Genomic DNA, 25,085 nt, shown 5'->3' on the forward strand with positions numbered 1-25,085 from the left:
ATGGAACAAAGAACAGCAGAATGGTTTCAAGCCCGTTTAGGTAAAGTCACCGCTTCAAATGTTTATAACGTACTCAGTAAAACAGCCAAGGGAATGCCTACAAGCAAATATGAAGACTACAAAATAAAGCTTATGACAGAGCGATTAACAGAGGAAATAAGCCAATCTTATACGACACCGGCTATGCAATGGGGCATTGAACATGAAGAAGATGCCTTGAGAGAATATGAATTCATTTATGATACAGAGGTCACAAGGTGTGGTTTCATTCAACATCCCACAATCCAAATGGCTGGTGCAAGTCCTGATGGGTTTATTGATGAAGATGGTTTAGTAGAGGTTAAATGCCCGCAACCACCAAACCATTTACGCTTTTTTATAGATGACACTATCAAGCCTGAATATATCGCACAAATGCAATTTCAAATGGCTTGTACGGGACGTAAATGGTGTGATTTCATGAGCTATAATCCAAACTTTGTAGGCAAATCTACTGGTTTGAGAATGAAGATCAAACGCGTCAATCGTGATGAAGAACAAATCGAACAAATCAATCAAGAGGTCGAAATTTTTTTAGCAGAAATAGAAAAAGAGATGCAAAAGATTTTGACGAAAGCCGCTTGATGTTATGGGGGTGCTCTCTCCTCCCAGCACCCCCACCCTTTCATAATCATTTTAATCAATACGTGATTCACAACACGGGTGAATTGCACCTAAATTAAGGGGAATAGACATGGCACACCGCCCACCTACCATAACACAACCAGCCATTGCACGCGCTTTAAGAGAAGCAAAAAAACAAGGCGCAGAGGTTGTAGAAATAAAACCTACTGGAGAGTTATTCATTCATATCAATAAAACTATAACACCAACAACAACAAGGAGTAATGCTTACAGTATTGAAGATTTTCCACCTCTTGAAAACGAACAAGAAGAATGTAGTACAAATCCATCCTGCCCCTCTGTTGACGGCATAGAATTCTAACCATGCCAAAGCGTCGTCCACCCTATCTTGTTCGTGAACGTACACGCCATGGTAAAGTCATATGGTATGTCCGTATTGGTCATGGACCACGGTTTCGCATTGAAGGAACTTACGGAACACAAGAATTTGTTGACAATTATACACTTGCCCTTAAGCACGTGCAAAATGGCTCTTCTAAGATAATGAAACGCACTAGGCTTACGGAAGGGTCTTTTGACTGGTTATTGCATCAGTATTTACAAAGCATGCAATGGCATAATCAATCAGAGTCAACGAAAAAAGTTAAATATAGAATTCTCAACAATATTTCTAAACATATTGGTGATCGCGCCTATAAAAGCATAGAAAAACAACATATTCTTGATGCTGTAGAAAGAAGACGCAATACTCCCGCAGCAGCAAGACACTTTTTAACGGCTTTAAATGGTCTTTTTAATTGGGCGGTTGATAATGCTCTTTTAAACAGAAATCCTGCTTTTAACATAAAACCACCAAAATCCTTTAACGCAGAAGGTTTCGCCCCATGGTTGGAAGAAGACATAGATAAATATTATCATCATTGGTCTGTCGGTACCCATGAACGCGTTTGGATTGATGTTCTTTTGTATACCGGCTTGCGCCGTGGTGATGCCGTTCGTATCGGTTGGAAAGATGTCAAAGATAATATCATCCATCTCAAAACAGAAAAGAGCCAATTTAAAACAGACGTTTTTCTCCCGATTTTGCCAGAACTTGCAGAAACCCTTAAAATTGGACCTATTGGAGATGAAACATTTATTTGCGGAAAAGAAGGTAAAAAACTGACTAAAGAAAGTTTTGGCAACCTATTTCGTAAAGCTTGCAATGCATCAGGGATAAAAAAAACAGCCCATGGATTGAGAAAATTAGCAGCAACACGTGCTGCTAATGCCGGTGCTACAGTTTCACAAATGAAAGCGCTTTTTGGCTGGACAGAAGATAATATGGCATCTCTTTATACCAAAACAGCCGATAGAAAACGCTTAGCAATAGAAGCGATTAAAAAACTTCAAAAAAGTTAGGGACATGGTTGACAGTAAAAAAACAAACCAAAGCCCCGTCAAAATTATGAATGAAATTAATGCGGCGTTTGAGATGCATCAGAAACAAGAGGAGAAATAGGTGGTTGTGCCTGTTGCATTGTTTGCCATAAATTATAGTTTGTTTGTATATCCAACCAAAATTTTGCTTTACTAAAACCAGCTAATTCTAATTTAATTGCAAGATCGGTACTCATAGAAGCATGACCGTTAATCACTCTTGAGAGAGAAGCTCTTGTCATATGGAGATGATCAGCTAATTTTTGTATTGTTATCCCCATTTCTTCTAAGAAAGCTACTTTTAGAACTTCGCCCGGATGTGCGGGGTTATACATCATTTGTTTTCGTTCCTTTCATCAATGGTAATCTTGATAATCAACAAGCTCTACATCTGTTCCTATAAAGCGAAAAGTAACACGCCAATTTCCATTCACCCATATGGAATAATATCCCGTAAGTTCACCTTTAAGAGGATGTATTTTAAAAGCAGGTGCTCTCAACATTTCAGGCGTCGTAGCGCTTGTTAAAGCTGTCAAGATAACGCGTAATTTTTTTACGTGATCTGGTCGAATAGCTTTTGTGGAACCTGTTGTATAAAATAATTTTAAGCCCTTATGTTTGAAACTCACAATTGCCATTACCGCCCCTTATCGTATACCATGACTATACGATCAATAAAAATAAGAGTCAAGCACCCTGCTAGCAAATCGAGTTATCTAGATAAAATGATCGGGTATAAGCTATAAAAAAGTTAGGGATAGGTGGAAAATAAGTTAAAATAATCAACGGAATCAAAATTCCCGTACTTTCTGATAACTCATTGATTTCATTAAAGTATGGCTGGGGTACCTGGATTCGAACCAGGGAATGCCGGTACCAAAAACCGGTGCCTTACCGCTTGGCTATACCCCAAAAGAAAAAATGTGCTTACAAATATTTCTGCACCTTATAGCGATTCCTGTAAGAGTGTGCAATATCTGAAAATCAAAGCTTTTACTTTTTTATCATAAAGTTTTGAAATCTTATTTGTTGTTAATGCAAAAGTTATAACAAAAAACACATTGGCTTACCATTTTAACATAAAGAATAACTCTGAATCCATCAGTTATTTTGCATTTCTCGTATTTTGCTATTTTATTTAGTTTTTATGGCTATAACAATGCTAATTCTGTACTTCTCTGAGGTATTTATGGATTACCATGAAATTATATGTCTTCTTGATACAGCCAAATCTAGGCTGTTTAATAAGAGAGGAGCCAGAGGAACTCTGTGTGTTGATGCTTTTTACCTTCTTAATCACATTCTCGATTTTGAGTCCTTCAATGTACAGTAATCTTCTTCTGCTTACTGTACATTGCAGCATAATGCATGATAAATACAATGAGCTGATTATAGAAAAACGCATTTGGGCATCAATATTTGCAAACGAGAAAGTGTCATTGAACTTATAAAACTTTTAAAGTCTGAATCAAAAGACAAACTCTCTGCAAAAAATAATCACAAGCGTTTCTATTAAACTCACTATGAGAGAAGTGCCTATACAGCTTATAAAGAGAATAGCAAAAATTTTACAAATATCGAAGACATTTTATATCGCCCTGAGAAGAATGTTTTAGATAACAAAACAAGGTTTTATAACTATCTCAATTCCTCTTTACGATCCTTAATGAAGAGGTCTCTCACTGTTAAAAATAATCATTGGATTTTTTTATGGGTTATAGATGGAAAAAAATCTTCAAAAGTCGTATATAGATTAATGCTATTTTGCTTACTCGAGTACGCACACTCAGAAACACCTTTATGAAGGAATAGTTATCAAAATTAAAATACAAATAGATACTCAATATTTGCTTTTAGTTTTTGTAAATGGCAAATTAGGTTTGTGGAGTGAGCTTAACAATTAGAATCAAGGAGACTTTTAAATGGCTTTTGAATTGGCCCCATTGCCTTATGACTATGATGCCCTTTCCCCTTATATGTCACGCGAAACGCTTGAATATCATCATGATAAGCATCACCTTGCTTATCTTACCAATACCAATAACTTTGTGAAAGAGTTAGGCTTAGAAAATGAAAGCCTTGAAGATATCGTCAAAAAAAGTTTTGGAAAAAATATTGGGTTGTTTAATAATGCAGCACAATATTACAACCATAACCATTTTTGGCTTTGGATGAAAAAAGGCGGTGGTGGTCAAAAAATTCCGGAAAAGTTAGCAAAAGCTATTGATGCTGATCTTGGTGGTTATGATAAATTTCGTGCTGATTTTATAGCTGCTGGCATGGCACAATTTGGTTCTGGATGGGCGTGGGTTGCTTTTAAAGATAGTAAACTTGAAATTATGAAAACACCTAATGGTGAAAATCCTTTAATTCATAATGCTCAACCTATTCTAGGTGTCGATGTGTGGGAACATTCCTACTACATTGACTATCGCAATGCTCGCCAGAAATATCTTGAAGCTTTTGTCGATCATCTCATTAATTGGGATTATGTTTTAAAACTTTATGAAGATTGTGAATTTTAAACCTCGTCTTCCTTTTATTAAAAGCTCCATAATCCAAGAATTATGGAGCTTTTTAAAAAGATAAAGATGTTTCAACTAACCATCGCTTTTTCCGCTATTTTTAAGATATATGCATAGATATATGCAATTTCTTCTAACTTTGAAAAACGTCCAGCTGCTCCTGCATGCCCTGAATCCATATTAATGCGTAATAAAATCGCATTATCGTCTGTTTTTAAATCTCGTAATTTTGCTACCCATTTCGCAGGCTCCCAATAGGTTACACGAGGATCTGTTAATCCCGCGATTGCGAGTATAGGGGGATATTTTTGAGCTTTAACATTATCGTAGGGTGAATAAGAAGCAATAAGTTTATAATCCTCTTCTGACTCAAGAGGATTGCCCCATTCTGGCCATTCGGGAGGCGTTAGTGGCAATGACGCATCTAACATGGTTGTTAAAACATCAACAAAGGGTACACTCGCCACAATTCCAGCAAAATCCTGTGGAGCTATATTGGCAATAGCCCCCATCAACATCCCTCCTGCTGAACCACCATGAGCAATGAGGCGGTCGTGTGAAGTGAATTTATTCTTTACAAGATAACGTCCACAAGCAATAAAGTCTGTAAATGTGTTGTATTTAAAGGAGTGCTTTCCTTTCTCATACCATTCAAATCCCTTTTCTTTTCCCCCACGAATATGGGCAATAGCATAAATAAAACCTCTGTTAACCAAGGAAAGTATATTGCTATTAAAACTGGCAGGAATAGAAATTCCATAGGCACCATAACCGTAAAGTAGACAGGGAGCATTACCATCAAGAGCAGTGGTTTTGTGATATAAAAGAGAAATAGGTATTTTCTCGCCATCATCTGCTATTGCTGTAATACGTCGTGTTTCATACTCATCTTTATTATGCCCAGAGGGAATTATTTGTGTTTTTAAAAGCACTTGTTTGCGATTTTTTAACTCATAATCAAATACTTGATCAGGTGTTGTCATGGATGAATAAGAAAAGCGAATGGTTTGACTGTTATATTCTGCAGCACCTTGTAGACCTAAAGAATAAGCCTCTTCAGCAAAAGCAATGGAATGGATTTGTTTCGTGTTACGCTCCATTACTTTTATACGAGGCAGCCCCTCAAAACGTTCGAGCCAGATAAAAAAATCCTGATAGGCATCATGGGATAATATAAGGCACCCAAGCTGATGTGAAATAAGTTCAGACCAATTCTCTGATTGTGGAGATATAGCTGGTGCCACCATAATCTTGAAATCTTTTGCGTCGTCTAGGTTGGTTAAAATATAAAAGACATCACCACCTTCTGTCAGTGAATATTCTATACCTTTTTGTCGTTTCCTTACACATTGGGGAGCAGTAAGAGGTGCTCCAGCAGGGATCAACCAAACCTCTGATGTTTCATGATCATGAATATTAACATAAATAACATCATTAAGCTTCGAACCACTTACATATAAAAAAAATCCTGGATTATCTTCACGGAAAATGAGTTTATCTTGCGATTGGTTGGTGTTCAATCGGTGATAATAAAGCTCTGAAGGTCGATGGTTTTCATCCATCTTCGTATAGAAAAAACCTTCAGATTTAGCATCCCATACAATCTGGCCGGATGTGTCCGTAATTATATCCATATGGTCGGACAATGTTTCAAAATTACGAATTTTAGCTGTGTAGAATTCTGATCCTTTGTCATCATAGGTCCATACAACATATTTATGATCAGGAGATTCTTGAACTGAACCAAAGTGAAAATATTCTTTACCTTCAGCCAAAATATCACCATTGAGATAAATATTTTTTTCTCCACCATTCCTTGGTGTCCGAAAATAATGTGGTTGTTGACCTCCAGTAACATAAGAGAATCCATAAGCAAAAGGCCCATTTTTTATGGGAACTGAACTATCATTCTCTTGAATACGATTTTTCATTTCAGTAAAAAGTAAATTTTGTAATGGCTTTGTATCAGACATTTGAGCAGCCTGATAAGCATTTTCCTTTTCAAGATGAAGTCGAATATTTGCATCAAGACAATTAGGGTTTTTAAAAACATCTTGCCAATTAGATGCGCGTAACCAATGATAGGGGTCATCACGACAAATACCGTGATGCATTTCTTTATAAATAATTTTGGATGCTTTGGGAGGAAATACAAAAGAGCCAGTCATATATAATCCTATGTTAAAAGATATTGAGGATTTCGTCTATATGTTAGAATCATATTATTTATGCAAGTGTGTACTTGCATAACTCCCGCTTATAGCTGCAACAATTTCCACAATGACATTATATATTTCCGTTATTATATGTCAGCAAGATCCTCTTCTATGAAGAGCATGACACTGGTACAGAAATGTAAAAACTAGAGAAAATAAGGCTATTTAGTAGCAGAATTGAATTTTTCTTTAAATAATGAAACTGGCTTTAAGATATATAAAACATTAGTATTATAACCTAAAAAGAAAAAGATATTTCTATATTATGCTAACATGTGCCCCTTCATTTTCTTTAGTTTATTTTTGAATTTTAAAAATTTTTTAATTTACTTTTTATATCCATAGTCTAATCTTTATGAAAGGTAATTATAATTCTATAAAATAAATAATAATTTATATATTTATAATTTAAAAATACTAAAATAAAGTTATATTTTAGTATTTTTATTTATTTAAACTCTGTCAAATACATAACTTTGTGCTATATATTTCTATTGTTATGATATATTTTATTTTATACGTAAAATTTTGTAGAATAAATCTATATTCTAACAGGTGCGTTATTCGCTCTTCTTATTGAAGATTATGACTAAAAAGAGGTATTTATTTGATTTTTTTGTGTTTTAGCAATTTTATAGAATAATTGAATTGACAAAAAAGATTTTTGTACAATATGAAGCCTGTGTGCATGAGATCTCTATATCATGAGTATATGTGCTGTATCTCGATTTTTAATTACTCGATTTTAAATTAAAGGAAACAAGAATGGAACATCGTCCAGTCTTAGAGACTGAAAGCAATTTAGTTATTACATTAGTTGCTGATATTGTTGCTGCCTACGTGAGTAATAATTCTATTCGACCGACTGAAGTGCCAAGTTTGATTGCTGATGTTCATGCCGCTTTTCGTAAAGCGGGGAATGCAGATCTCATAGAAACTGAAGTTGAAAAGCAAAGACCTGCCGTTAACCCAAAACGTTCGATCTTTCCAGATTATCTTATTTGCCTTGAGGATGGGAAAAAGTTTAAATCTTTAAAACGTCACCTCATGACACATTATGGAATGTTACCAGAGGAATATCGTGAAAAGTGGCAGTTGGACAGTTCTTATCCTATGGTGGCACCTAATTATGCAAAAGCACGCTCAGCTTTAGCAAAAGAAATGGGACTTGGGCGCAAAAGTAAACGGAAAAAAAACAAGTAAGTGTGCTTTACAAAAAAGTGGATGACTCTGGTACATAAAGTTTTTTATCAGATATTTTTTCTATGAGAATTTTTGCATGGGTTTGCTACGAGATGTTTTTTATACATAACTTTCATTACGAATTCGTTCAATCATCGATTTAAGTCCATTTGATCGTTGTGGTGTAAGATTTTCATTTAAACCAAGTGTTTCAAAGAGTCCTTCAGCATCAGCCTCGCGAATTTCGGAGGCTTTTTTCCCTGAATAGAAGGCAAGAAGAATATAGATAAGTCCGCGTACAATATGCGCATCAGAATCACCTTGAAACGTTATTATTGGATTTTCTGAATTATTACGTGAAGACAAAAGCCATACTCGGCTCACACAACCAGATACTTTATGCGCATCGTTTCGGGCACTTTCAGGAAAAGGCGGTAATCCATAGCCAAGTTCAATCACATAACGATAACGATCTTCCCAACTATCCAAGAGAGAAAAATTTTCTATAATATCATCGATCGTATCTGTCATAATCTCAGTCCTATCTTGTCTCGATAATCCTATTAAATGCAATTGCTTGATGGATATGCTCATAAGTACTTATTCTTCTTAGCATAACAGCAAGGGTAAAGATTGAAAGTTTGTATTTCAAGGGAGTGCTTGGGGCGGGTGTTTTTGCGTAGGCTCCCATGTTTCTGTCTTAGGAGTCATATCTGAAGGAGCTATTTTATCCTTGTTATCCAGTACCCCCCCTAAATATTCGTAAGTTGCTCTCGCACCATAATAGGCGCGTTCGCCAAGTGAACTTAAAAACGACTTTCCAACTTTGCAAGCTTCTATATTACGATCACAGAATTTTCCTAAATCCTTCAAAGCTTCCTTAAAAGCAATAACCACCTCACTTGTTGTTGTCTCGCTATTTCTTTGCGTAGAGGAATGGTTATTGCTCGGCTTTGCTACAAAAAATGAAATGATGACAAAAACAGCAAACAAAAATAATAATAATTTTATCAAAAAACGTATCATAGGCAACCAATGTACCGTAAATGTAAACGAAATAGCAGTCTATATTCTTCTTCTTTATAAAAAATTTATAAAATAAGCATTTTATGAAATCGACCATTTGTTAAGAAAATTTACAGGATTCATGATGTGGATGTACAATAATTAAGAAGCATTCTCTTTTTATATAAAAATTAACGTCAAAATTGCACAATCAAAAAAAGCGTTGAAAATAGGGATTTTACACTTCCATGATATATAATGAAGACAAATGCGGCAGGAAAACTATGTTGTGATAACCAGATAATAGGTGAGAGAGACGATACTGTACAAAATATGTTGCCATTTTTTGTTTTATAAGAAAGTGCAGTTATCAAATTATAAAGATTAAGCTGCTAGCTTATTCTCTTACAGATATTTTTAAAATTACTTTTGTTAAAATTTATAAAATGTTTATAGGAGGATTTAGACTCAAACATATATAAAGTTGGGAAATTATGTGCATAACACCACTCAAATATACCCTTCCTGTACATATGAGATATTTGGAAAGGATACACACTGCTATGAGCTCTACAGGGTGATAAGAAAATGTGTTTTTATTCGATTTCAATGTTGCCCCATATTAATATATTGCACAAGAAAAATGAGGAAATGACGGAGCAGCTTTTCGTTTGATACACGATGTAATGATATGATTTATGCGTATAAAAAGTGACATCGCTTAAGGAGAAGTCCTTGTTATGCATACTAAAAATGCTAGAGAATATAAACTTTAAGAAAATTGGATGAGGGCTACAGTTAATTTGTCAGCTAGTACATTTAAAGGATAATTTTACTCATTTTCATAATTTGTAAGGAAGAAACAACGATAGAGATGTAATCTCCTCTCATAACATGAGAGTAATTTACATTTGTTGCTCCGTAGGAAACAATCACAATTGGAATAAAAATAAAAATAATGACAAAAAAACGAAAGACGCACAGAATAAAAAATGTGAAAAAGCGTAAACACTATAGTAGTTTTATTATAACCCTTTTTCTTATCAGCGGTCGTTTTCTTTTTTGGATAGTAAAAACATTTTATTTTTATACACGAAAAAATACTTTGTTTTTCATTGGAGCTTTTCTTTTTATCATTAGTTTTGGCTTTGTTTCATTTAATGCTTTATTTTTGCAAATGGCAATGCATCAAGATATCTTCACTAAAATGAAATTCCCCTATGTTCAAAAGATAGAGAAAAAGTCTATTTTGTCTGAAAAAGAAACAAACCTTTATGCAGGTTCTCGTGTTATTTCTGTAGCGTCTCCAAACGACCTCCGCAAAAGTTCATCTTCGCATTCTACATCAGAAAACATACTAAAATTACAAAAGACGTTAGTAAAGCTAGGACTTTATGATGGTCCTTTAGATGGACTAGAAGGTCCTAAAACACGTCGTGCCATAGCATTATGGAAACAACAATCGGCTCAGAAACTGCCAAGTAATCTTTTATCCAACTCTACAACAGATGAAATTGCGATATTAATTCAACAAAGCGAAATGGAAATGGACAATGAAACAAAAAATATTCCGCACTCAAAAAAAACTGTTTTAGAGCCTCTTGTGGAAGATATTATACAAGTGCAAAAAGCTTTACGTATTTTCGGTAACAGGGAAGTTGTTGCCACAGGTATAGAAGATCAAAAAACGAAAGAAGCCTTAGAACAATTTCAAAAAATGTTCGATCTTCCTATAACAGGGAAAATTGATCAAATCGTTTTGATAAAAATGCGCGAAGTTGGTTTGTTGCATTGAAGGTAAACATTTATCTTGTAAAGCAAATACTGAAAATATGGTAATATTGTATGATTTTATCCTATGCTTGCTCTCAGAATTTTATCAAAGTCATGCTTTCCTTTTTCCCATACATACACAACTCGTAGTCTCTCCTAAAACTTCCACTTTTTTAGAGAAAGAAATGCAGGCTAGATACAATTTATGCTCCATATCTAAGTTAAAATATTGATTTGTAAAGATACCGTCTTAAATCTGCACGAGCTTACCTCATACAGTAGAATTCTTTGACCATCACCCCCTGATTATAAATAACAAAAAACATCTTCTTGCAGGTTACAAGAGGGAGGAACCTATCCATAAAAATATTGAGGAAAGCAGCAATATCCTCTTATGAAGCATATAAATATAAGAATAACTGCCACACAATGAAATAACTCAAAACTTTTATATCTTTTTTGTAATAGCCGCCTGCGCTGCTGCTAAACGGGCAATTGGGACTCGAAAAGGAGAACATGATACATAATCCAGAGCATTCTCTTCGCATAAGGCAATGGAAGCAGGATCACCTCCGTGTTCACCACAAATTCCCAATTTTATTTTTGCACGCTGTAAACGACCACGCTGTACAGCAGTGGCAATAAGCTCCCCTACTCCATCACGATCAATGGATACAAAAGGATCTTGTTCTAAAAGTCCTTTTTGAAAATACGTTGCCAAAAAAGGAGCAGCATCATCACGTGAAATTCCAAAAGTGGTTTGTGTCAAATCATTTGTTCCAAATGAAAAAAACTCTGCAGTTTCTGCAATTTCACCTGCTCGAAGAGCGGCCCTTGGAAGCTCAATCATTGTTCCAACCATATATTGAATATTGCTTCCCTTTTCCTTCATCACTTCATCAGCGACCTGATCAATACGCGCTTTTACAAAATCAAGCTCAGCTTTAAGCGCAACAAGTGGCACCATAATTTCAAGTATAACAGGAGATCCAGATTTTTGAGCAGCTTCTGCTGCTGCTTCAAAAATAGCTCGTGCCTGCATTTGTGCAATTTCTGGATAAGTAATAGCTAAACGGCATCCTCGTAAACCAAGCATAGGATTAAATTCATGCAACTGCTGTGCACGTTCAAAAAGTACATCAGCAGCAACGCCCATAGCCGTTGCAACTTCAAGAATTTCTGCATTCGTTTTTGGTAAGAATTCATGCAATGGTGGATCCAGCAAGCGAATAGTGACAGGCAACCCAGACATAATTTCAAACAATTCACTAAAGTCTGAACGCTGCATAGGTAAAAGCTTGTCTAATGCTTTACGACGACCACTTTCATCATTACTTAAAATCATTTCACGCATGGCAACAATACGTTCACCAGAAAAAAACATATGTTCCGTACGACAAAGTCCAATGCCTTCAGCTCCAAAGGAACGCGCCATACGCGCATCAGACGGTGTTTCAGCATTGGCGCGAACCCTTATACGCCGCATTCCATCCGCCCAATCCATCAATTTTGCAAAATCTCCACAAAGCTCAGGTTGCAGCATCGCAACCTTGCCTTTAAAAATTTCCCCACTTCCACCATCAATGGTAATGATATCACCCTTTTTAAAACTTTGTCCTGAAGCAAACATTGTGTTTGTATTATAATCAATTCGCACACTACCAGCACCAGCAATACACGGCTTTCCCATACCACGCGCAACAACAGCAGCATGACTTGTCATACCGCCACGCGTCGTTAAAATCCCTTCTGCTGCATGCATACCATGAATATCTTCTGGACTCGTTTCTACCCGTACCAAAATAACTTTGCGGCCTTCTGCAGATAGATTTTCTGCCTCTTCTGAAGTAAAAACAATTTCACCCGTTGCCGCTCCTGGAGAAGCAGGTAAACCACGTGCGATGATAAAACGCTCTGCCTTAGGATCAAGTGTTGGATGGAGAAGTTGATCAAGCGATTTTGCATCAATGCGCTTCACCGCCTCTTCACGGCTTATCAGCCCCTCTTCAACCATTTCAATCGCTATCTTTAAAGCCGCACGAGCTGTTCTCTTTCCTGAACGCGTCTGCAACATCCATAATTTACCTTTTTCAATGGTAAATTCGAGGTCTTGCATGTCCTGATAATGCTGCTCCAGCTTTTGTGCAATCTGACATAGCTTCAAAAAAGCCTCTGGCATAATCTTCTCCAAAGATGGCTTATTTGAACCAGCAACAATACGTGCATTTTCTGTGATATTTTGTGGGGTTCGAATACCCGCTACCACATCTTCACCTTGTGCATCTACGAGAAATTCACCATAAAGTTCTTTTTGTCCTGTTGATGGATTGCGTGTAAAAGCAACACCCGTTGCTGAATCTTCCCCCATATTACCAAAAACCATAGCTTGCACATTAACTGCCGTGCCCCAACTTTCAGGAATATTATGTAAACGGCGGTAGGTCACTGCACGCGCTGTCATCCAACTTGAAAAAACTGCTCCAACCGCCCCCCACAACTGTTGTTCAGGATCTTGCGGAAAAGGCTCTCCTAACTGTTCTTCCACATATGCCTTATAAGAAAGAATAACATCTTTCCAATCATCCGCTGTCATTTCTGTATCAACAGTATAACCATTACGCGCTTTTGATTCATCAAGTATCTCTTCAAAATACGAGTGCTCTAACCCTAAAACAACATTAGAATACATTTGAATAAAACGACGATAACTATCATAAGCAAAACGTTCGTTCTTCGTTTGTAAAGCAATTGCTTTTACAGTCGCATCATTCATACCAAGATTTAGTACTGTATCCATCATTCCTGGCATCGAAGCTCTAGCGCCTGAGCGCACAGAGAGTAAAAGAGGCTTTTTTTCATTACCAAATTCACGCTCTGTTTGTTCACCAACACGTTTTAGTGCTTGCTGTACCACTTGCTGTAATTCTTCCGGATATGATTTGTTATGTGCATAATAAAAATTACAAACTTCTGTAGTAAGAGTAAATCCAGGAGGTACAGGCAAACCAAGATTACTCATTTCCGCCAAATTAGCCCCTTTGCCACCGAGAAGATTGCGTTCACTCGCATTCCCTTCTGCGCTGCCATCCCCAAAACTATAAACCCATTTTGCCATCCCACAAGTCCCTCTTATATCAGCATCACAATATTATGTGTCCCAGATTCACCATTAAAAGCAATGATTCGATTCATCATGAGCCCAACCAAAGCAAATATCGCTTTATCAATGCACAAAACTAATTCTTTCAAAAGGGCAATGACAATAACTATTCATACCCTTCTTCACATGGAGAAAATTTAGTTTTTAAGAAAACTATCAATTATCGAAGAAAACTCTTCTACCGACATAATACCTTCATACTTATTCCCATTGATAAAAAAAGTAGGAGTTGCTGTAACACCAAGCTCTTTACCACGCTCATAAGATGCATTCACTTCATCTAAAATAGTCTGATTTTTTAGACAAGAGGTAAAACTCTCATCTGTAAAACCTGCCATGAAGCTAATGGCCTTTAATGGTGTTAGAGCATCTTTTGCCCAAACCCACTCCTCTTGTTTTTGAAATAAAACTTCTATTAAAGGAAAATAGCGATCTTCTGGTGCACATCGTGCCAACATAAAGCCTGCTGTTGCTCGGGGATCAAAAGCATATTCTCGAAAAATAAGTTTTACTTTTCCTGTTTTTATATATTTTTTACGAATTTCTGGAAGTACATCATTATAATAATGTGCACAATGAACACAAGTCAACGAGGCATATTCAACAATTGTTACTGGAGCATCATCCTCTCCCTCAAACCGATCCTTCACTTTTCTCGATTGAAGGACTTCAGCCATATCAACAGTTGAAACGAGTTTAGCACCACTCGCTAACGTGATCGTTGCACTGGTTTGTACAGTTATCGTTAAGAAAAAAATTATCCAGAAAGACAAAAAAGAACGATAGTTTATCATAAATAATACTTTTCTGTTGTTATTAAACGAATAAGAATCCAATACTCTCTCATATATTAAAGGAAAATATATAAAATATCTTGTTATTTATTTTTTTCTGCAAAAATGCAACAGCCAAGTTTATAAAGTGATTGGCGTAAACTCTTATTTTCAATCTTCTCAAGCATTTTAGCTATATGTTTTTTGTCTTTTTCATTCAAATTTGATTTCAACGTCAAATGATTTTCTGGAATAGATATAGATCTTTGCTCAATCTTGATACGATCAATAGCAATATAGCCAAAAAAAACATTAATTCTATGGAGCAACTCTTTTGTTTCGTGCATTAATTTTAATGCTGTGAATCCTTCACATGCTATAACAAGTGTTGCAGGTTGAAAAACTTCATCTTGAACCGCACGACATTTCCAAATAATTTTAAGGGGCATTGTATATTCACTCATATCATCACCTACAATCTGTGGCCAATGCTCTATAAGAGCAACATTTAACCCTGTCCGTTTACGTAAAACCGGATCAAGCATTTTGGATACCGTCTCAGAAAGAGAATAAAAATGGCGTTTTTTAAATTGTTTGCTCATTTCCCTAGATTACATCTTCAGCCATGGACTCAATTACAAAATTTCTGTTATCTCAAAACTATTTCCCAAAACATTTCATCCAATATTTAAAAATTCCAATTCTCTCCTCACCAAAATTTCTATAATAAAAAGGCAAAAACGGAATATAAATTGCAAAAAACACGCTTTTTTCTTTTGCATTTTATATCTCCCTATGGTTGAAAACAATCATGCATGAGATTTCTTTGCGCCTTCTCTCTTGGTACGATAAAAATCACCGGCATTTGCCATGGCGTATTACTCCTGCCCAACAAACTCAAGGTATTCGCCCTGATCCTTATCGCGTTTGGCTTTCTGAAATCATGCTTCAACAAACAACTGTTGAAGCTGTAAAACCTTATTTTCAAAAATTTATAAAAGTTTGGCCTAGCCTTTCCTCCTTAGCAAAAGCCTCACAAGAGGATATCATGAAAGCATGGGCTGGACTTGGCTATTATTCACGCGCACGTCATCTTAGCAATTGTGCTAAGCAGCTTGTGGAAAATTATGAAGGACAGTTCCCACAATCTATAAAAGCATTGCGTACTCTCTCAGGCATTGGAGATTATACTGCTGCAGCCATTGCTGCAATTGCTTTTAATCATCCCGTAGCAGTTGTTGATAGTAATGTTGAACGCGTGGTAACCCGCCTCTTTGCTATCGCTTCCCTATTGCCAAAAGCAAAAGTTGAAATCAAAGAAAAAACACAAGAAATTACTGATTTAAATCGCCCTGGTGACTTTGCTCAAGCAATGATGGATCTGGGAGCAACCATTTGTACACCACGCAAACCCTCTTGTTGCCTCTGCCCTCTTCAAATTTTTTGCCAAGCAGCCAAAATGCAAAGAACAGAAGCTTTTCCAGTTAAAGCGCCTAAAAAAGAGCGCCCTTCAAAAATGGGGGCTGCTTTTGTTGTCCTTAATGAAAACAAACAAATATATCTGGAAAAACGACAAGGCAAAAAACTCCTTGGTGGAATGACGCAAATTCCTAATAATATTGGAAAGAACAACGAAAACGATCTGCAAAATGCCCCCTTCACCGCCAACTGGCAATTTAAAGGACAAATTACACATGTCTTTACCCACTTTTCTCTGAAACTGAATGTTTATTATGCTCATAATGTCCCCAAAATGAACCATGAAAATGGCTGGTGGTGCGATATCCAAAATCTTGCCGAAGAAGCTCTTCCCACTGTTATGAAAAAAGCCATTTCCGTAGCGATTCCTCATTCCTTTAGATTAAAATAATTCTCATCACACGCAAAAACGAATTGTTTAATTCAATACATCGTATTTGTTTTATAAAACACATTGATTTATAATGATAATATATCGTCTCGTTTCTTGAACGAAAACCTTCAATACAGTACGTTTTCTCGTTTCAGATTATCATGTCATCTTGCTTGCGTTCAATAGTTACAAAACCATGTTGCAAAAGTTTGGCAACAACAGCTGTTATTTGGAACCTCAAACGGAAGCTAGAATCATATCATAAGCCTACAAGATGAATCAAAAAACATTCTCTTATACATCACAAGAAGGATGCATGTATGCATAATGAACAAACAAATACGTCTCTTTACAAATTACCTCATATAAAAACGTAACATTTAAAAGCTTAATCGATATAATAATATTACCTGCTCGGTTTATAAAATACCTGTTTTTAACATCTGTGAACGTATAATAATTCTTAAATTATCGATAGGTTTCAACCGTCCATTTTCCTCATAATACCAAAAGGTCCAACCGTTACAGCTTTGCGAATCTTGGGCCTTTCTGCCCATTGCATGAATAGAACCAGCTTCACCACCATGCATGATCGTACCATCCGCCCTTACAATAGCAGATACTTGCTTCTTGCGATCATAAAGCACTTCTCCAGGATAGAGTAAACCTGCTTCAAGCAAACTGTTAAATGCTACACGCGGTTCGGCTTTTTTTCTATCCAAAATTGCCAATTCTGGTTTGTCTAAAGGTGTGATCGCTGCAATCCTCTCACATGCTGCATCAATATAATCCTGCTCACGTTCAATCCCCACAAAATCACGTCCCAAAAGTTTGGCCACAGCGCCTGTTGTTCCCGAACCGAAAAACGGGTCAAGAATGACATCACCAGGCTTACTAGAAGCCATAATAATACGAGCTAATAACGCTTGTGGTTTTTGTGTTGGATGCAATTTCCGCCCTGCCTGATCTTTTAAACGTTCAGCTCCCGTGCAGAGAGGGAAGAGCCAATCTGAACGCATTTGTAGATCTTCATTTGCAGCTTTTAAAGCATCATAATTAAATGTGTATTTTTTATCCTTTTGATCTCGAACAGCCCAAATCAGCGTCTCATGAGCATTTTGAAAGCGTCGTCCCCGAAAATTAGGCATGGGATTATTTTTGCGCCAAATGATATCATTAAGCACCCAAAAACCTAAATCTTGTAATGCCGTACCAACCCGAAAAATATTATGGTAAGATCCTATAACCCAAAGCGTCCCATTGGGTTTTAATACACGACGACAAGCAAGCAACCATGCACGCGTAAAAGCATCATAAGCAGCAAAACTTTCAAACTGATCCCATGCATCATCAACTGCATCAACAAGTGAATGATCTGGACGATAGAGCGCACCATCCAATTGCAAATTATAAGGAGGATCCGCAAAAATCATATCAACTGAGTGTTTGGGAAGTTTTTCTAGTACCGCAACACAATCTCCTTTGAAAATTTTATTGCGCCATGGCATTTGGGAGGGTGTACGAATGAAATCTTTTTGAAGATGAATAACTGTCATGAAAAACCCAACAAAGTGAACTGAACTTACCCTATAATCAATCAAAATGGTTTATAGGCCCGCATTATCAGCGTATATTTACAAAATAGAGTAAACGTATCGTTAAACTTCTAAAAAATTGATGTTCATTTTTGTTTTTTTTAAGTAAAAAAAATTCCTATTGATACGTCCCTCTTTTCTTCCCTTCAATGCACGACCCCCATACTTTTTCTCTATGAAAGCAATAAGAATTACTTTCAAAGTATATTTTTATGAAATAAAGTGTTCTCCATGGTATTTTCATAAAAATTTTCAAGCTATCAATTGGATGTAAAGGAAACTCTCATGCCTCAGATAGATCTCATTATTTTTGATTGTGATGGAGTTCTCGTAGACTCTGAATATCTCGCAGCAAAAATTGGATCTCAGTTACTGAAACAAACAGGATATGAAATATCGCCTGAAGAATTGAGTAAGCGTTATGCGGGACTCATCTTTCGCGATATTCTTCAACAAATTGAACAGGAAACAGAAAAACCAATTTCTGCTCAACTCATAGATCAAATGTCAGATCTTTTTCGAGCACAAATAAAAACTGAACTCCGTGCTATTGATGGCGTAAGAGAAGCGGTGGAAATCATTAAAACGCGCTATCCCTACTGCATCTGCTCTAATGCAAAAAGTAAAGATATAAAAGAGATGCTCACTGCCGTTAATCTCTACGATCTATTTCATGATAAAATATTTTCTGCCCCTGAAGTTGGAACAACAAGAACAAAACCCGCTCCTGATGTTTTTCTTTTCGCTGCACAACAATTACGTGCGAAGCCAAAAAACACCATTGTTATAGAAGATTCACTGCATGGCGTCCATGCTGCATCAGCAGCAGGCATGCGTATCATTGGTTTTTCAGGGGGCTCACACAGTTATCTTGGACACTCTAATGCACTCGCAGAAGCTGGTGCTGAAACAGTTATTACCCAACATATTCATTTAGGAGAAGTTTTAGAAGCAATGGCAATATGGCAAGATCCATCATAAAATATCGCGTAGACATACTTCAATGCATAAACTCTCTGCATAACCTTTTTATCAATATATTTTTACCTCTGTTAAGGCACATCTATAAAAGCTAGGATATAATCCCATTGGTTAAGTCTGATAAATGACTCGTGTGTCTCTAAATAACTCGTGTATATCCATTATCATAATTTATGAAAACTTATCTCTACTCAATATGCATTCTGCTTATTGTATATAAAAACTACACACTTTTCTACATATCTTCAATAAAATATCCTTGATAAAATTAAAAATGAAATCTTCCCTTGTAATCGTATAACTAAACATAAAATTGAGATAATATAAAAACAGATTTTATAATATGCTTCCTTAAAAAAACATCATAGTGAATAAAACTTCATCAAAAAATAGCATTTTATTTTAAATAATATATTTTTTAAAATATCATATCAAAAGTTTTTATATCTATGTCTTAATACATATTGAATAATAACTAATAATCTATAAGTTTACTACTAGCTATTTTGCAATATGTCTTACAAAATCATTTTTATAAATGATAATCAAGATTCACAATTATACGATATAAGTTATATTTTTATAGTGTAGTTTAATTATATATTATTAGTGTAAGTGAAAAAATATTTATAAAATTTTAAATGATAAAAAAACATAATAGATATCCTCTGATATTATATCCAAATGAAGATTTTTTATAATTTATATCACTTTAAATACATAATATGTATTTAGTAAGTTTATAAGACACTTATCTTAATAAAATTAAACTTACACTGCTTATGCTTTTGTAGTAAAAAATACAAAATGCTTATATTTTTTATTGACTATAAATTCATAATGAAGTATATAACCGCAGATAATGCAATCTGTGATCACGCTTTGTATTCATTATGCTATACGCAGCAGATATTTTCAGATGTATTTCTCTATTCGTATCTATGATAGTAAAAAGTATTTGAGGTAAAAAATATGGTAAAAGTATTCAATATTCTTATTGCAGCTACTTTTTTTCTTTCACAAGCTGTGAATGTAAATGCAAGTCATTTAGGAAATGCTCCTCATGAAGAGGAAGTAGCAAATTATGCAAGGGAACAAGTGAACGATACAATATCTACAGCAATTCGCATGGCTGCTCTCCATGTTCCGGCAGTAAGCTACAGCACGACGACTGAAACCGCCAGCGAAGGAAAATTTGAAAAGGTAGTGGATCCCATGACTATCACAGCAATGGTCATGCTAGGTGGATTTGTATTAAGCAGCATCACTTCAGTAATAGGATGGGTTAAAGATATAGTCTCAATCTTTAAATAAAAATTCCTATAATTAATCTTCAGAAAAGAGATTTATTATGTTTTTTAAGAGATCAATAAAATACATAATAGAGTAATTTTTCTCACTCTAAATAGCAAAACACTACGAAAGACATTCTATCCTCTCTCTTCACTATGACGCTGATAGATCACCCTATTAGCGGCGAGGATAGAATGTATTTGAGGTGAAATTATGACAAAAATGTTTAAAAATTACATATTAAATATTTTTATCGTAACAGTTTTTTTCCTTTCACAAATTATAAATGTTGATGCAAATTATCTAAAAAATATCTCTCAAAAAGAAGAAATTGCTCATTGTGTAATGGAAAAAAATAAAACGTCCCGTATCATTGCATTTGATTTTCTCAATTCAAATCATAAAATAAAAAATAAAGATAATTTTGAGGTCAAAATTGAAAAAGTCCTTGAACCCGTTACAATAGGAACCTTTGGGATTGGAATTGCACTTGGTTATGCATCAGGAACATTAGGATTGCTCTTAGGATGGTTCATAAAAAAAATAGCAATGATTTTTAAATCATCTCGTTAAAATTAAAACTTTATTATAAATCGTAAGAATACGATAATCTATCTATTCATGAATTATCTATAATAAAAGTTAAAATATTAAAAATCATTTATATATTTTTAAAAATTACTTTCCTTATGATTGTATTAATAAAAATATAAATTGAGGTCAAGTTATGATCAAAATAGTTAAAAATAACTTACTACGTGTTTTTATAGCAGCTGCTTTTTTTCTTTCACACGTTGTAAATACTCATGCAAATCATTTCAAAAGTGATCATCAAAGAGATAATATTGCTGTTGCTGTCATGGAACAGGGAAAGAAAAAAGCTATCAATATTGCCTCTCTCTTCTCTGCACCAAATGTCTTTCATGAAACAAAAAATGACGTTACTTTTGAAGGAAAAATAGAAAAGGTTTTTGAGCCTATTACGTTGGGATTTTTAACGACAGCAGGAGCTCTTGGTGTGGGTTTTGTAACCGGACTTCTTATGTCCGTAGTGACTGGGATAATCGGATGGGCAGTAGGTATAACTAAAACTAAATAAGCAAAAATTATTTGCTTACTTTTCTCTACTTTCAAAGTAGCAACTAAATTGCAGTCTGTCTTATATAAATAGGCAGACTGTTTTTGTGCTTTCTATGTATAATCTAACCTCTTACAAATAATATTGTGGAGTAAATATAATATCTTCTAAGATGAAAAATGATCTTGAGATGGCACAAAAATTGCTCTAGATGCATAATTTATGTATAGAATGCCATGAAGTTACCTCATAAAGTTTCCAAGATAAATCATAAGATACTCTTTAAAGAAATTAATTTCATATAAATTGTTAATTAAAGTAAGAATAAACAATACTTATGAACAATTGTGTTTTGGCAAGACAAGTTCTCGATGAACGCTTACCTAAATATTGATCTTATGTTGGTAAGTGTGATGGTGAGTATCAACTGCAAAACAAGCGAAGGAAAATAGAAAAATATTTCTCATCCATGACAAAATTTTATGAATATTCAACGTATTATGTCTTAATATTTGAAAGAGAAAATCCTACTGATTTGTTTATAAAAATAAGAACACAAACTTCTCTTCATTTCATAATTTAAATATTATTAAAAACATGAAATAAATAAATCCACCAAATTTCTGGAACTAACCGAAGGAAAAAAACTATGAAATATATCAGCACGAGAGGTGAGGCTCCTGCTTTAGGCTTTACTGAAACTATTATGACTGGGTTGGCTAGTGATGGAGGGCTTTATCTTCCAGAAAAATTTCCCCAATTATCCTTTGATGCATTACGAGCGCTTCGTGGTCAATCCTATGCGACAATTGCTAAAACCATTCTTTGGCCTTTTGTGAATAACGAAATTGAATATCACTCTTTTGAAAAGATGATTGCTGAATCTTATGCTGTTTTTCGTCATCCAGCAGTCTGTCCGTTACGACAAACTGGAACAGATGAGTTCATCCTTGAGCTTTTTTACGGCCCTACTTTAGCATTTAAAGATGTTGCAATGCAGTTTCTTTCTCGACTCATGGATGACATTCTGACTAAAAAAAAGAAACACGCTACAATTATCGCTGCCACATCAGGCGATACAGGAGGTGCTGCGATACAAGCCTTTGCAGGAAGAGAAAACTCAGATGTTTTTATTTTATTTCCCAAAGGATGCGTATCACCCGTTCAACAAAGGCAAATGACAACCAATCAAAGTACCAATATTCATGCCATCGCCATTGAAGGAAATTTTGATGATTGCCAAGCGCTCGTCAAAGCAATGTTTAATGACCATAATTTCCGACAAAAAAAAGCACTTTCAGGAGTTAATTCTATAAATTGGGCGCGTATTATAGCGCAAATTGTTTATTATTTCTCATCTGCACTTTCCTTAGGTGCTCCTGATAGAGCTGTCTCCTTTACTGTTCCTACTGGAAACTTTGGTGATATTCTTGCAGGTTATGTTGCTGCCCGTATGGGATTACCCATTGCCAAACTCGTCATTGCAACAAATGATAATGATATTCTTGTGCGCACATTAACCAGTGGTATTTATAAAATACAACCGATAACCCACACAACATCACCTTCTATGGATATTCAAGTCTCTTCTAATTTTGAACGTTTACTGTTTGAGAGTGGTGAACGTGATCCATTGTGGATCCGCAAGGCAATGGAAAACTTGAAAAAAACAGGATGTTTTAATCTTCATGAAAAGCAGCTTAAAAATATTCGTTCTCTTTTTTCTGCTGGGAAAAGTAATATAACGGAAACAGCACAAACAATTGATAGTATTTATAAGGAAAGTGGTTATCTCGTTGATCCACATACAGCTGTTGCGCTTAAAGTGGCACGCGAAAATAAACAACCCCATATTCCAATGATCATTCTTGCTACCGCACATCCTGCTAAATTTCCTGATGCTATTAAAAATGCCTGTGGATTCAATCCCCCTCAGCCTCCTTGTCTCAACGATTTAATGGAACGCGAAGAACATTTTATAGGTCTTGCTAATGATGAAAAAATAATAAAAGATTACATTTCTCTTAAATCGCGTGCATCTTATTAAATTTAGCTGCATTAATTCAAGTCAATAATATTCCAATATTCTTAAGGTATTGGTTCTGTTTAATGGAGTAATGAACACATGGGTGTAGATATCAGTCGCCTTAGTAATGGTTTGACTATCGCCACACATACAATGCAACAAATTGAAAGTGTAGCACTGGGGATATGGGTTAAAGTTGGCTCACGCAATGAAAACTTCACACAACACGGTATCGCTCATCTGCTTGAACATATGGCTTTTAAGGGAACGGAAAATCGTACAGCTTTCCAAATTGCAAGTGAGATTGAAGATGTTGGTGGTGAAATTAATGCCACAACCAGCACTGAAACAACAGCCTATTTTGCCCGCGTACTCAAAGGCGATATCCCACTTGCTATTGACATTCTCGCTGATATTTTGATGCATTCAAAATTTGACGAAGAGGAATTAGAACGAGAAAAACAAGTCATTCTTCAAGAAATTGGTGCCGCTCATGATGTTCCTGATGATATTGTTTTTGACCACTTTACTGAAACAGCCTTTCGTCACCAATCACTTGGGCGCTCGATTTTAGGAACGCCAAGAACAATTCAATCATTTACTTCTGCGGACCTTCATAATTTTATGAATAAACAATACAGTGCAGACCGTATGATCATCGTAGCGGCAGGAGCTGTGCAGCACGAAAACTTTTTGCGAGAAGTGGAAAGCCGCCTTAGTACTTTTCGCCCTCATTCAACAGCCCCTCTTACAAACCTTGCCAATTACGTTGGCGGGGACTTTCGCGAATATCGCGATTTAATGGATACACAAATTGTTCTAGGGTTTGAAGGACGTGCTTATCATGCACGCGACTTTTATGCTACACAAATTCTTTCCATTATTCTTGGCGGTGGCATGTCCTCACGCCTCTTCCAAGAGGTAAGAGAAAAACGCGGATTATGCTATTCTATTTATGCTTTTCATTGGGGATTTTCCGATACTGGACTGTTTGGCATTCATGCTGCCACCGGACAAAAAGGACTCAAAGAACTGCTTCCCGTCATTCTTGATGAGCTCTCTCAGGTAGGAAAAAATATTCATGCCAATGAACTCCAACGTGCACAAGCACAATATCGTGCAAACCTTACCATGTCGCAGGAAAATCCATCTAGTCAAGCACATCTCATTGCCCGTCAAATGCTTCTTTATGGTCGACCAATTCCCATATCCGAAACAATTGAACGCTTAGATCTCATTACTCCTGCAAGATTAACAGATTTAGCACATCGCCTTTTTATCAATTCCACGCCAACATTAGCCGCGGTAGGTCCCGTTGGGCTCCTCATGAATTTTGATGATTTAACATCAATCCTTTCCTACAAAATAAAGTAAGATTAATAATATTCTCAATGGGTCCGCGATATGAGATCTATAGAAAATGACTTTTAAAAGCAGCAGCATAATAACATACATAGATTTTATGTTAAAAATTTTTCACAAAAGCTCTTTTTGCTAAATAAGTTTGGGAAATATTTATCAAACAGCTGTACCAAACTACCCAACCCCCACTTCATGTGATAAAGTATTTAATAAGCAAAAGT

Annotated in this window: 22 protein-coding genes and 1 tRNA gene; 13 read left to right on the plus strand and 10 right to left on the minus strand. The window is 35.6% G+C overall.

Annotated elements, in window-relative coordinates; genetic code table 11:
- The 3 genes from PVV64_RS04935 to PVV64_RS04945 all read left to right on the plus strand — a co-directional run bounded on the left by PVV64_RS04935 (position 1) and on the right by PVV64_RS04945 (position 2,025).
- Complete coding sequence (locus tag PVV64_RS04935; RefSeq protein ID WP_273760022.1) at positions 1 to 624, plus strand: lambda exonuclease family protein; 624 nt, start codon at positions 1 to 3, stop codon at positions 622 to 624.
- 109 nt (positions 625 to 733) lie between these two features.
- A complete protein-coding gene (locus PVV64_RS04940) occupies positions 734 to 985 on the plus strand; it encodes a hypothetical protein (RefSeq protein ID WP_273760023.1) in 252 nt (83 codons plus the stop codon).
- A 2-nt stretch (positions 986 to 987) separates the two neighbouring features.
- Positions 988 to 2,025, plus strand: a complete 1,038-nt coding sequence (locus PVV64_RS04945) for a tyrosine-type recombinase/integrase (protein ID WP_273760024.1) — start codon at positions 988 to 990, stop codon at positions 2,023 to 2,025.
- 56 nt (positions 2,026 to 2,081) lie between these two features.
- Here the strand turns inward: PVV64_RS04945 and PVV64_RS04950 are convergent, their stop codons facing one another.
- From PVV64_RS04950 to PVV64_RS04960, 3 genes are all read right to left on the minus strand, one after another.
- Positions 2,082 to 2,381, minus strand: coding sequence for a HigA family addiction module antitoxin (locus tag PVV64_RS04950; protein WP_273760025.1), 300 nt, complete (start codon positions 2,379 to 2,381; stop codon positions 2,082 to 2,084).
- 18 nt (positions 2,382 to 2,399) lie between these two features.
- Positions 2,400 to 2,681 (minus strand): type II toxin-antitoxin system RelE/ParE family toxin, encoded by a 282-nt coding sequence (locus PVV64_RS04955; RefSeq protein WP_273760026.1) that lies wholly within the window; start codon positions 2,679 to 2,681, stop codon positions 2,400 to 2,402.
- A 199-nt stretch (positions 2,682 to 2,880) separates the two neighbouring features.
- A tRNA-Gln gene (locus PVV64_RS04960) sits at positions 2,881 to 2,955 on the minus strand.
- Between the two features lie 1,010 nt (positions 2,956 to 3,965).
- Here PVV64_RS04960 and PVV64_RS04965 point away from each other — a divergent pair.
- The gene (locus tag PVV64_RS04965) at positions 3,966 to 4,568 is read left to right on the plus strand and encodes a superoxide dismutase (RefSeq protein ID WP_273760027.1); all 603 of its coding nucleotides are present in this window, start codon (positions 3,966 to 3,968) and stop codon (positions 4,566 to 4,568) included.
- Between the two features lie 71 nt (positions 4,569 to 4,639).
- On the opposite strand, the gene PVV64_RS04970 is transcribed toward PVV64_RS04965, so the two are convergent.
- On the minus strand, positions 4,640 to 6,736 hold the full coding sequence (locus PVV64_RS04970; protein ID WP_273760028.1) for a S9 family peptidase: 2,097 nt from the start codon (positions 6,734 to 6,736) through the stop codon (positions 4,640 to 4,642).
- An 813-nt stretch (positions 6,737 to 7,549) separates the two neighbouring features.
- On the opposite strand from PVV64_RS04970, the gene PVV64_RS04975 reads away from it, so the two are divergent.
- Positions 7,550 to 7,987: a MucR family transcriptional regulator gene (locus PVV64_RS04975; protein ID WP_273760029.1), complete on the plus strand. Its 438-nt coding sequence runs from the start codon at positions 7,550 to 7,552 to the stop codon at positions 7,985 to 7,987.
- 99 nt (positions 7,988 to 8,086) lie between these two features.
- Here the strand turns inward: PVV64_RS04975 and PVV64_RS04980 are convergent, their stop codons facing one another.
- Together PVV64_RS04980 and PVV64_RS04985 are read right to left on the minus strand one after the other, a co-directional pair.
- Positions 8,087 to 8,497 carry a SufE family protein gene (locus PVV64_RS04980; RefSeq protein ID WP_273760030.1) on the minus strand — a complete coding sequence of 137 codons (411 nt, stop codon included), beginning with the start codon at positions 8,495 to 8,497 and terminating at the stop codon, positions 8,087 to 8,089.
- A 117-nt stretch (positions 8,498 to 8,614) separates the two neighbouring features.
- A complete protein-coding gene (locus PVV64_RS04985) occupies positions 8,615 to 8,992 on the minus strand; it encodes a DUF5330 domain-containing protein (protein WP_273760031.1) in 378 nt (125 codons plus the stop codon).
- Between the two features lie 937 nt (positions 8,993 to 9,929).
- Between PVV64_RS04985 and PVV64_RS04990 the strand changes: the two genes are divergently transcribed.
- Entirely contained in the window at positions 9,930 to 10,766 is an 837-nt protein-coding gene (locus tag PVV64_RS04990; RefSeq protein ID WP_273760032.1) for a peptidoglycan-binding protein, read from the plus strand.
- Between the two features lie 426 nt (positions 10,767 to 11,192).
- Here the strand turns inward: PVV64_RS04990 and ppdK are convergent, their stop codons facing one another.
- From ppdK to PVV64_RS05005, 3 genes are all read right to left on the minus strand, one after another.
- Positions 11,193 to 13,859: a pyruvate, phosphate dikinase gene (gene ppdK, locus PVV64_RS04995; RefSeq protein ID WP_273760033.1), complete on the minus strand. Its 2,667-nt coding sequence runs from the start codon at positions 13,857 to 13,859 to the stop codon at positions 11,193 to 11,195.
- A 182-nt stretch (positions 13,860 to 14,041) separates the two neighbouring features.
- Positions 14,042 to 14,698 (minus strand): DsbA family protein, encoded by a 657-nt coding sequence (locus PVV64_RS05000; protein WP_273760034.1) that lies wholly within the window; start codon positions 14,696 to 14,698, stop codon positions 14,042 to 14,044.
- A gap of 83 nt (positions 14,699 to 14,781) precedes the next feature.
- Positions 14,782 to 15,279 (minus strand): DUF721 domain-containing protein, encoded by a 498-nt coding sequence (locus PVV64_RS05005; protein WP_273760035.1) that lies wholly within the window; start codon positions 15,277 to 15,279, stop codon positions 14,782 to 14,784.
- A gap of 209 nt (positions 15,280 to 15,488) precedes the next feature.
- Between PVV64_RS05005 and mutY the strand changes: the two genes are divergently transcribed.
- Positions 15,489 to 16,547: an A/G-specific adenine glycosylase gene (mutY, locus tag PVV64_RS05010; RefSeq protein ID WP_273760036.1), complete on the plus strand. Its 1,059-nt coding sequence runs from the start codon at positions 15,489 to 15,491 to the stop codon at positions 16,545 to 16,547.
- A gap of 401 nt (positions 16,548 to 16,948) precedes the next feature.
- Here mutY and PVV64_RS05015 read toward each other — a convergent pair whose 3' ends face one another.
- A complete protein-coding gene (locus PVV64_RS05015; protein ID WP_404978414.1) occupies positions 16,949 to 18,037 on the minus strand; it encodes a site-specific DNA-methyltransferase in 1,089 nt (362 codons plus the stop codon).
- A 372-nt stretch (positions 18,038 to 18,409) separates the two neighbouring features.
- On the opposite strand from PVV64_RS05015, the gene PVV64_RS05020 reads away from it, so the two are divergent.
- The 6 genes from PVV64_RS05020 (at position 18,410) to PVV64_RS05045 (ending at position 24,876) form a co-directional block, all read left to right on the plus strand.
- Complete coding sequence (locus PVV64_RS05020) at positions 18,410 to 19,105, plus strand: HAD family phosphatase (protein ID WP_273760038.1); 696 nt, start codon at positions 18,410 to 18,412, stop codon at positions 19,103 to 19,105.
- A 972-nt stretch (positions 19,106 to 20,077) separates the two neighbouring features.
- On the plus strand, positions 20,078 to 20,419 hold the full coding sequence (locus PVV64_RS05025) for a hypothetical protein (protein WP_273760039.1): 342 nt from the start codon (positions 20,078 to 20,080) through the stop codon (positions 20,417 to 20,419).
- Positions 20,420 to 20,611: 192 nt separating this feature from the next.
- Positions 20,612 to 20,971, plus strand: a complete 360-nt coding sequence (locus PVV64_RS05030) for a hypothetical protein (protein ID WP_273760040.1) — start codon at positions 20,612 to 20,614, stop codon at positions 20,969 to 20,971.
- Positions 20,972 to 21,125: 154 nt separating this feature from the next.
- Positions 21,126 to 21,497 carry a hypothetical protein gene (locus tag PVV64_RS05035; protein ID WP_273760041.1) on the plus strand — a complete coding sequence of 124 codons (372 nt, stop codon included), beginning with the start codon at positions 21,126 to 21,128 and terminating at the stop codon, positions 21,495 to 21,497.
- 628 nt (positions 21,498 to 22,125) lie between these two features.
- Positions 22,126 to 23,523, plus strand: a complete 1,398-nt coding sequence (thrC, locus tag PVV64_RS05040; RefSeq protein WP_273760042.1) for a threonine synthase — start codon at positions 22,126 to 22,128, stop codon at positions 23,521 to 23,523.
- 78 nt (positions 23,524 to 23,601) lie between these two features.
- A complete protein-coding gene (locus PVV64_RS05045) occupies positions 23,602 to 24,876 on the plus strand; it encodes a pitrilysin family protein (RefSeq protein ID WP_273760043.1) in 1,275 nt (424 codons plus the stop codon).
- Positions 24,877 to 25,085: the final 209 nt, after the last annotated feature.

Origin of the sequence: Bartonella sp. ML70XJBT.G, assembly GCF_028618575.1 — a bacterium.
GTDB lineage: Bacteria > Pseudomonadota > Alphaproteobacteria > Rhizobiales > Rhizobiaceae > Bartonella.